6 protein-coding genes are annotated in these 7,832 nt (G+C 38.9%); all 6 read left to right on the top strand.

The features are described from left to right. Positions 1-982: hypothetical protein (locus NWQ57_RS19595; RefSeq protein ID WP_306023872.1), on the top strand; the 982-nt coding region annotated here is incomplete at its 5' end. 143 nt (positions 983-1,125) lie between these two features. Continuing rightward, positions 1,126-1,644 carry a hypothetical protein gene (locus NWQ57_RS19590; RefSeq protein ID WP_306023871.1) on the top strand — a complete coding sequence of 173 codons (519 nt, stop codon included), beginning with the start codon at positions 1,126-1,128 and terminating at the stop codon, positions 1,642-1,644. A 662-nt stretch (positions 1,645-2,306) separates the two neighbouring features. Further along, a complete protein-coding gene (locus tag NWQ57_RS19585; RefSeq protein ID WP_306023870.1) occupies positions 2,307-2,966 on the top strand; it encodes a hypothetical protein in 660 nt (219 codons plus the stop codon). Further along, positions 2,963-5,029, top strand: a complete 2,067-nt coding sequence (locus tag NWQ57_RS19580; RefSeq protein ID WP_306023869.1) for a hypothetical protein — start codon at positions 2,963-2,965, stop codon at positions 5,027-5,029. The genes NWQ57_RS19585 and NWQ57_RS19580 overlap by 4 nt, the downstream gene beginning before the upstream one ends. A gap of 8 nt (positions 5,030-5,037) precedes the next feature. Continuing rightward, positions 5,038-5,964 carry a TniB family NTP-binding protein gene (locus tag NWQ57_RS19575; RefSeq protein WP_306023868.1) on the top strand — a complete coding sequence of 309 codons (927 nt, stop codon included), beginning with the start codon at positions 5,038-5,040 and terminating at the stop codon, positions 5,962-5,964. Next, positions 5,964-7,691: a hypothetical protein gene (locus tag NWQ57_RS19570; RefSeq protein ID WP_306023867.1), complete on the top strand. Its 1,728-nt coding sequence runs from the start codon at positions 5,964-5,966 to the stop codon at positions 7,689-7,691. Before NWQ57_RS19575 ends, NWQ57_RS19570 begins: the two co-directional genes overlap by 1 nt. Positions 7,692-7,832: the final 141 nt, after the last annotated feature.

The raw sequence follows: 7,832 nt of genomic DNA, 5'->3' as shown, positions 1-7,832 counted from the left end.
AGCTCTTCAAAAAAATACTGAAAAGCTCTCTAGCTGCAACACAATTTATAAAAATCGAAGTTCTTATTTAGCAACCGTTGAACAAGAAGTAACAATTGCTTCTGATTTTGAGAATGAAATTACTTTGCACGATAAAATAATAAAATTGAACAAAATTAATCAAGAATTACAAAGCCTGAAGCCTGATCTTTCATGCGAAAATTCAGGATTACCTCAAGTAGAAGAATTGATTGTTAATGAAGCTACATCCATTTCTCGTTTGTTAGTAAAAGTTAACACCGAGACCTCTTTATTAAAAAGATCAATTGAGAAGAATAGCATCTCACAAGCGCTGGAAAGTTGTAAGGAACGCATATCAAGTATTGTCGATGCAGACAGTAATAAAGCAATGCTGATATCTTCTAATATAAAAATGCTCCACAAGTTAAAGCCAGTAAGCGCGACGAATAACGACAGATTTAAAAAATTGATTCTTGACTCAGATTTATTACTAACTCAATTTGAAATTTTAGAAGCTGAACCTGTATGCCTGACATTGGATTTTTTTGAAACTGAATTTGATCGAACTCTTCAAACAAAAAACAAATTGTCAGATGAGATCCAGCTATTAAAAAATGAGTTAGAGCAATTCCAGCAAGTAAAAAATAGACAAAGCCATACTCCTGTTAATAACATCAATAGAACGTCCAGCTCAGGTACGTCTAATAATGCTTTTAATCAAAGACAATTAACAGACAGGATGGCGAGTTATACAACTATCATTGGTCGAGCAATGGGTTGTGGATTAGATGTAGAAAAAAAATCGACTGAGCTTGGCCGATGGATTGACAGAAGCTTTGCTCACGACCTGAATGCAAAAGCGCAGTATATAAAAATTGCTTCTGATGGCTTGGTTTACCATGCAAATCAGCAGTCTAATGGACAAAGCCCTGACAACTGTTCAGATGTAAGAAAAGCGATGAATAATTTAAGAATAATGTAACGTTTCATCAAGTTTGAAAACTCGATTTAATCATGGATTTTGCTAACATTGTCACATCCTAGCTGACTATATTAATGATTACATTTTGATTGGATATTAAACAGGTTTAAATTTGATTTAATACCACAACAGGGATAGTTGTTATGAACCATGATGATGAAATTAATAAAGATTCTAACTGCCATTTTGAAAGAAGAGCATGCCCATATTGTGCAGAAGAAATCTCTTCTTTTGCTCTAATTTGCAAGCATTGCAAATCGTCTTTAAGTGAAACAGCAAAAAATATTACCATTAAAAAAGTTCCTGCGTTAAAAGCAGATAAAAAAGTTGAAAATCTCAAATCTAAAGCAATTTGGAATGACAAAGTTAAAGTCGTAAAAGGTAAATATTTAGCGGCAAATTTAGGTGGTGGTTGCTTAGGTTTACTACTCTGTTTTACGGGTATAGGAGCAATTATCGGTATACCAATGTTATTAGCTAGCTGTTTTGTCCCATCTGGAACTAAGGGCGCTTGGTGCGGGACATGCCCCGTTTGCAATTCAAATATTGAATGGGATCATGCAACTAAAGCTACTAAACAAGGATGTTTTTGCTGTCCATCCTGTAACATAAATATTGATTTTTATAATGGAAATTTTCATCATACACCACCAGACCTCTAAAAATTAATAGGGCTTTTATAATCCCCTCCCCCAACTTTCACTAATCTTGTTTATTGTCCGTTTTGAAACGTTGTTATTGCAGATTATGCCTAGCAATCGCTAAAAATCTATAGATTTTTAGGAACCCGTCATGTTCTAGTAATTGTCCGGTATTCTTTTCGCAATAGTTAGAGTCAGATGGCGGGTGGTAAGCAGGTTTAAATAACTATAGTAGGCAAGCCTTTGCTTTTGCGCATAGTTCATATCATTCCAGTCCATGTCGATAAACCCTTCACGAGTAATAGACTAGTTGTGTTTCAGGGTGAGACGGATGACAGTTAATTAAGAATTGTGATTGGGTTTTAGACTTCAATAATTCACTGTACCCGTTATAGCGCCTAGGCGTATTTTTAAAAAAATTACTTATAATAATTGGCTATAATATATAACCTAATGGAATATTGGTGAATTTATAGAAATGTGTTGTTAAAACAACCTAAAGACAATCAAACCAAAGACTTACAAATTCATAGTATCACAAAGAACGGTCAATGTCAATATCCAATTGATTTTAAACGGTTTTTTTGTTATTGGCTTTACCAATAATCTTCTGTTTGACTATTTACTCCTAAAAATTTTTGACTATATTCCGCCTCATAAAGCAATTTCTAATGAGGTGTGAAATGACAAAAAAAATTAATATCCATGCTCGGACGACGATCTCAAAGTATATCTATCGGTCGAGTCCAATCATGATTTCCGGTCGGTTTACATGTGACAAGAATAAAAAACAGTTGCGCTTTCAGTCTTATCTTGAGCTTGGCGTGCTGAGAGCTTATGCGCTAAATCCAAATATTAAATTTATGGATTCACAACAAGGCACCATGAAATGGTTGCCCAAGAACGCTAAACATTTACGCACTTATACGCCAGACATAGTCACCGTAAACGACGATGGTGAAATGACGTTTGTTGAAGTAAAGCCTATCGAACTTTTGACTGTGCAAGAAAAAGCGCGGTTAGATGAAATTCGTGATGCCTTTAATCATGCTGGATTTGCGTTCGAGATCAAAACGGATAACGACGTGCCTTATGAAACCTTTGTTAATGCAGGGAAAATATTGGCAGCTGACATCAGTTATTTTCACCCGAAGTTTATCGAAATGGTTGTAAGTAGCCTATACGCCATACTCCCTGAAAATTTTACCTTTGGGCAATTGGAGCAAAGTCTTTCACTGTATGGTTTTCCCATATGCCATTTCGGACTGATCAAAGCAGGATATTTTGCATTTGACATGGATAAGCTTTTGAAACCTTCAACACCCGTTAGGAGGACAGCATGAGTATCCCATTCCTTCGCCAGTCAACACACTTTAACTACAATGGCGTAAATTGTGAGGTGTTAAATATTTATCGTAACGAAAATGAACTTCGTTATCGGGAAATTCATGATGAAGATGATACTTCGTCATATAGCACCAAGCTGATCCCGCTAAGTGATTTTTCACGTGCAATCAAAGCTGGAGATATACAAATCGAAAAGTTTCAAGCTGAAAATTTTTCCAGATATTTAACAGCAGAACAATCAGTACAGATCGACTATCGTGAGCGATATGTGCTTCGAGCTATAAAAGAAAGCCCTTCTGCCCCGACACGCCCTGCCGCGGTAGACGAAGCGATAAAAGTAGTATCAGGAAATACATCTGATAATAATCCACCCTGCCGCTCAACTGTTCAAGGTTGGGTAAAGCGATACCGAGACAGCGGCTATAACAAAATGTCACTAATGGATGGTTTCATTTCGACAAAGACCCGGCAGCGCTACATACCAGAAGTTGAAGAGGCATTTCAGGATTGCATTGCGGATTACTTTTTATGTAACAGCCCTAAATCTGTAAAGCATATTTATAAATACTTCTGTGACAAAGTTGAGGCCATAAAAGCTGAACATGCCGAAGACCCCAGATATAACTTTAAGGTCCCTTGCTTAAATACCTTAAGAAATCGGATAAAAGCGCTAAGCGACGAAGAAGTATTGATTGCTAAGTACGGTAAGACCAAAGCCAAACAGAAAATCCGGGCAAAACTGAAAAAGTTCAGAGTGTCGACCATTCTGGAACGCTGTGAAATGGATGGCCTGCATATCCATATAGGCATTGTCGATAAAAACGATACGACAGTTTTTCTGGGCACTGTCGTCCTAATGTATGTGATGGACGTGTATTCAAGAGTAATTCTTGGCTACTCGTTGCATATAACTAAGAAAAAGAGTGAAACCGCCGATCTCATTTTGGCTTGTCTGAAACATGCACTGTCTTTCGATAGAGATCGGCGCTGGCCAATCGTTAACAAGCTTCCTCTTGTTGCAACAGATGCAAGCGCACCAGCAACGTCAGATATATGTAGTCCATTTTTGATTGCAAACAACATTACATTGCTGATCACCACTGCGCGGCAACCTCAAGAAAAACCGTTTATTGAGTCACTAAATAACACCATCAGGCGGATGTTCCTGAGATTCCTTCCGGGTTACTTAGGTAGAGAAAAATTCAGAGGCAATACGATCAAGCTCGGTGAAAATGTAAAGGATCAGGCATCTATGACGCTTGAGGGGTTTATCCGAGAGTTTGAGCACTTTATTCATGAGGTGTATCACAAAAACCCTCATTCAGGCTTAAACGGTCGAGCACCAATAGATGTTTGGAATGAAGATTTCAACAAGCAACCACTAGCTATCAGAGAACAAGTCAGACTGCCTTCTGCAACTGAGCTATACGGCTGCAATGCTGAACGGAAATTTCATAAAAATGAAGATGGTTTTTTTATTGATGGACGTTGGTATCGCGACAGTGGTTTACATAAGTGGCTCATTTCTAGTAAGGATGGTCACACTGGCTACGCTGAGAAAGAAGTGTTCAGTAACGTAACCATTTTGTATTCGCAAATTGATGTGCGCTTTATAACGGTTATTCACCCGAAAACGAAAGAACCACGACAAGTAAGCTGCTCAGACTTAGATGCGTATGGCATTCCCAATGAAAAACCTCTTCAAAGAGAAGTGTTTAAACATCTCGCTGAGGAGCGTGTGATGAATATTCCGCTTGCTGAACAACGTTTTTATGAACCTAGTAAGGACACAGTAAACACTGCCAGATCAATTGAAAAGCAGCATCGCTTGTTACGCACGGACAAGAAAAATCAACAATCTGAGCGCCGCAAACAAAATGCACAGCATCACCCCGTGTATAGCGAAGAATACGCTAACGAGATGAGTAGTTTAGCTGGCAATGTCTCTGTTGTACCCAAAAACGTAATTACACATAGTAGCAGCCAATCGACTTCGATAGATGATGATGTCTATGAAGAGTGGGAAAACGAAATTGATTTAGATGACATAGGTAACTAGGAGGAAAAATGACTATTCAACATCTATTTAATGAAGAAAAGTATATCACTTCTCATATCACTCAAGTGATTAGAGATAAACTGCATTACTGTCTACGTTCAACACGACGAAAATCGCCGAGCGGCGTGATCATAGAAGGGCCAACAGGTGTTGGAAAAACGACAACGTGCGAACGTGAGATGATGCTGATAAACCAAGATTATGTTCAAGCTGGGCACCCACCACCAATTTACATTGTTAAGTCGCCAACCACTCCCGGTACTAAACAGTATCTCTCAAAGATACTCGTGGCACTTGGAGATCATAGCCCTTATTCAGGCACAGAGCAGAATCTTCAAGAGAGGGTCATCAAACAACTAAGACTAAAACAGGTTAAAGTTTTGATTTTTGATGAATTTCAACAATTGATTGAAAAACGCAGTGACGGCGTTATTCGGCACACCCTAGATGACATAAAGTCAATATCGGATGACAACCAAATAGCTTGTATTTTCGTCGGCGTACATGGTGTAAATAAAATAGCGAAAAACAACGAACAGGCCGCTTCGCGCTTCGCAAAAATAATTCGAATAAATTACATGGGTTTTGATTCGCCAAAGTGGCAAAAAATCACAAGAAAGTTCATGGCAGCGTACTTTAAAGCACATTCATTGGATATTTCTAACTTCGGCCAATATGAGCTTTGTCTTCGTCTTTATGCTGCGACTAATGGTGATTTACGACTATTTGTTGACCTACTTGATGAAGCGACCGGCTTTCTTACCGATCCTAAAAAAATCAAGCCGTTAACACTCAAGTCGCTAAATGCATCTTATCAATTTTTGGTCCGAGAAGTCCGTAAAACAAAGGTGAACCCTTTTACAGCGAGTATCGAAGCGATAGAGACGGAATTGAAGGTTGAGGACTACTCAAAATTTGAGAAGGAGTCTGAGTGATGAACCCTACTCAAACAGTCAGGCTTCCAGCTTGCGGAGAATCAGCGTTCCATTATTGCGAAGATATTGCGACCTCCCATGGATGGAAGTCCGCAAATGCTTTGATTAAAGCGTGTGAGCAGAAACCCTTGAAAAAATGGTTTACCGACAAACACTCGGTCAATACTGCAATAGATATCCATATTGCCCCTTTTGCTAATAAGTCAGCTATTACCGTTGAAAGTTTTGAGTTTTATCAGGATAGTGTTGAACAATTGCGCATTTGCCCTGACTGCGTCGATGACAAAAAGCCGCATCTTTCTGTGCATCAGATACCGTACATTACGCACTGTAAGGTTCATGGCACAGAGTTGGTTGATCATTGCCTCGTGTGCGATGCTGTAGTTTCATCGTCATTACGGTCTGAGTGTCCACATTGTTTAACCTCATTCACGTCTGGGGGTGGTAGCCAACTCCAATATATGAAATGTGCAAACAGCCAAAGTAATCCGTTTCAGTTTTTGCAGAAGTTATCTGCCATAGCAGAACTTATCTTGCGACCATGGGATCTGCTACAGGAAAACACTGAATGGAAAAAGCTTCGAAACAAGCACATTGTGCTTGCTTTTGAATGTGCTTTTAATTTCGCTTCAGACGAGCTCTCGCTCATGAAATATAAAGATTATCTGTACACTCACCATTTGAAAAATTGCATATTGCTTGAGCCAGTGCTGTCAGAAAAGTTGAGTACACTGACAGCCGCTGTTATGAAGTGCCGTGAGCTCTGCGAGCCCAGATTGGCTTTAACGATGGCTGGCATTGATAAAGCCAATCTGGAGCTCCTGTCATCACTCTCAGAAAAAACACTTCCACCAAAACGTTTAAAGTTCTTAAATAATGATGTAAGCAAGCTAGAGCAGCATTGCTCGGGCAAACAGTTAAATAAAGCCTTTGGCTTGGATTTCGTGACCTTAAATGAGCTAATTGAGATGAACATCTGCATTCCAATTAGCAATACTCGTGTACTTAACCATGCGCTATTTTGTTTTAAATCGACAGTTGAACGGATAAATGTCCGGCTGCCGCATTACCAATTCCTTATGGGCGGTGATCAAGTCTGTTTTAGTTATTTGTCTGACGAGGTTTTAAAAGCCTATGCATTGACAAAAGGGGAGATATTTTTAGCCATACTCAAAGGTGAGATTGAAGCAAGGTTTGATCATCAACATCTATTAAAAGGCAGTCGTATATTCATCGAAAAATCATCGTTGCTTGCGTTTATCAACGCCCGACCAGTATTTAATGACCACTTATCAATGGAAGAACTGGCCAATGTTCTTGCCTATCCCGTGGAGGCTATTGGGCAGCTGATCACTATGCATATTGGATTACTTTATGCGAAATACGTAAAAACAGGCCCTAATTTGCTGGACTACGTTACTGTCAACGAATTCATGCGTGATTATATATCGATTAACAAGCTTGCTTGGCTTCACAAATGTACCCCCCAAGAAATATTTAAGCGGCTAAAAATTAAAGGTTATGTGATTCAAACGATATATATGCATAGCGACTATAAAACAAGGAGAGTCTCTTTTGTTAAGAAAGACAACTGCGATCCTGAGGCATTAATCGCTGTGCTCAACACATTTCCTAAAAGACTGATTCAAAAAAGGTGGTACTTACGCGACCCTGATTCAATTTTTGACTGTTTGGAAGAGCATTATCCCTATTTTGATATGGTGTAGGCTTAAAGAACTTCATATGATTTGTGATGGCCTTCCCTCTTCAGATAGCCATTAATGCAATCATAGGCGCAGGCATAATCTTTGTTGCGTATAATGCAGGTTTTCAGATTTGGATTGGCGACTACTTGCTCAAGTTGACAT

This window comes from Paraglaciecola sp. (genome assembly GCF_030730205.1).
Lineage (GTDB): Bacteria > Pseudomonadota > Gammaproteobacteria > Enterobacterales > Alteromonadaceae > Paraglaciecola.
Note: the sequence above shows the minus strand (reverse complement) of the source record. Positions and strands in the feature narration are given on the sequence as shown.